The sequence below is a fragment of the Stenotrophomonas sp. INTA L402-1 genome (genome assembly GCF_059295135.1).
The window spans coordinates 1-530 of record NZ_JCAFWP010000240.1 but is presented as its reverse complement, the minus strand read 5'-3'; the positions used below and the strand labels follow the sequence as shown (position 1 = coordinate 530).

Below are 530 nucleotides of genomic sequence, written 5' to 3'. Positions count from 1 at the left end.
GTGTTTGGATGAGGTTTTCAGTGATAACAGGTACCGGTTCGCCTGGCCAGTTGCGATGGCTGAGTGGTGTTTTGCCTTTTTTATATTTCAGTTCCAGTTGGGCGTTATCCGCCAGCCACGGTAATTCCTTGTCCATGCTCTTTCCTTATTCAAACAGGGCTTCAATATCGTTTATTAGCTCGCTGGCGGTGATGGCATCGAGTACGGAGAACTGCGCTTCCTGTGTTGAATGACTCCCCCAGCCATAGCTTTCCGCTTTGCCTTCCCATAGCCACAGCTTGCTTAAGAGTTGCTCGGCACTGAGTTCGGCTGGCGACATACCAACTGCAAATCCTTCATCGATTTCCATGATTAATGACCAGCGGCCCAGAGGTTTGATCATCCAGCCGATCCAGCCACCGTCCTGCGGTTCACCACGCACCCAGCCTTTATTCGACAGCCCCATAACCCGACCGCTCGGGCATTTTCTGCCTGCCCAGCGGGTTAGTTCGCTGGCGTTGCGTTCGACTTCAGTCAGGGCATAACTGTTG

1 protein-coding gene is annotated in these 530 nt (G+C 52.6%); it reads right to left on the bottom strand.

What is annotated here, in order from left to right:
* Window positions 1-145: 145 nt before the first annotated feature.
* Window positions 146-530, bottom strand: a 385-nt coding sequence (locus tag AC5O77_RS22580) for a hypothetical protein (protein WP_494507271.1), incomplete at its 5' end; no start/stop codon positions are given.